Origin of the sequence: Massilia niabensis, from assembly GCF_042655085.1 — a bacterium.
Taxonomy (GTDB): Bacteria; Pseudomonadota; Gammaproteobacteria; order Burkholderiales; family Burkholderiaceae_D; genus Telluria; species Telluria niabensis.
The window spans coordinates 1-1145 of the sequence record NZ_JBHSMU010000023.1 but is presented as its reverse complement, the minus strand read 5'-3'; the positions used below and the strand labels follow the sequence as shown (position 1 = coordinate 1145).

The following is a 1145-nucleotide window of genomic DNA, read 5'->3' as shown; positions in this document are numbered from 1 at the left end:
GGTTGCATTGGCCCCCTCCTCCATCAACTGGCCCATCGCCTGTTTACCCGCTGTAAGCGATGCGTTAAGGATGCGTTCGGACTTTTCCTTGGCGTCCAGACTCCAGCGCTGGGCGAGCGCTTCCAGCTCTTCCCTTAACTTTTCGAGCTGGACCTGCTGTGATTTCGCGCTGTCCGCCATCAGCCGGTTATTAATCGTGTGAAGCATCAAGATCGGATCGTCTCGTCCGACGACGATGCCATGCTTTTGGGCGATCTCACGGATCAGCGCCTCGACTTGATCATCTTGCCGGTCGCTCATGTCCTCTCCCTTAGATCACGGCCGCGCTGGCGATCTGTCCGAACACCTGGTCACGGATGATTTTGAGGCGCTGCCGGGTCATGATCGTCAGCGCGCCGCTTGCCAGCGCCTCGTCGAACGTTAGCCTGGCCTGCAGGATGTCCGCCAGGTCGCGGCCGTAGGTCTCCTTCTTCAGAGCAGGAAGCCTGACGATGGCGGACACCCGATCCTTGTTGGCGACGTAGGCCTTCATCTGCTCGAAGCTCTTGCCTTCGTGTTCGATCGGGCCGTAATAGGGGTTGAGCCAGACGACGAAGGCTGCATCCAGCGGGAACTGTTTCGCCAGCTGGGCAAAGCCATGGATCGTATCGAGCAGCGACTGCGCCCCTGCAATGACGACATGCACCACCAGCTGATGGCCCATTTCCGTGAGCAGCGAAGGCACCCTGTTACTGATCAGGAAGTGCGACAGTGGGACGAAGGAACTGGCGCCGTTGTCGACAACGACATCGCCCTTGGCCGCGTCGATCATTTCGACCAGGCGGTCGAAACTGCGCGGATTGATCTCGTCATCCTCCATGATCTCGAGGCGTTGCACGTCAAGCGCGGCGTAGCCCGAGAAGGTGGCGTTGACCGGGTCGGTGTCGATGCTGGTTGGCGCGCGCCCCATGCTGGCGAGCGCTTGCGCCAGCATCACTGCCACCAGCGTCTTGCCGACACCGCCCCTGCCCTGCAGGATGAAATGTGCCTTTGCCATTATATTAACTCCTCTCGGTTCGGTGCCGCTTTGAAGGAAAAGCCCGACATTGGTTCTGGTCCGTGTGACGCCTCGTCCGGCTTGCATGGCATGGCCTCCGCTATTGGCT

At 60.0% G+C, this 1145-nt stretch carries 1 protein-coding gene and 1 pseudogene; both read right to left on the bottom strand.

Going from position 1 to position 1145, the window contains the following annotated elements; translation table 11 throughout:
- Positions 1-300, bottom strand: a pseudogene (locus ACFPN5_RS25240) (conjugal transfer protein TraM); the annotation flags it as partial.
- A 10-nt stretch (positions 301-310) separates the two neighbouring features.
- Entirely contained in the window at positions 311-1036 is a 726-nt protein-coding gene (locus ACFPN5_RS25235) for a nucleotide-binding protein (RefSeq protein WP_379786615.1), read from the bottom strand.
- Positions 1037-1145: the final 109 nt, after the last annotated feature.

What these genes read in the sequence shown, in the direction of transcription:
- ACFPN5_RS25235 (WP_379786615.1), bottom strand. Translation starts at nt 1,036, where the DNA reads ATGGCAAAGGCACATTTCATCCTGCAGGGCAGGGGCGGTGTCGGCAAG.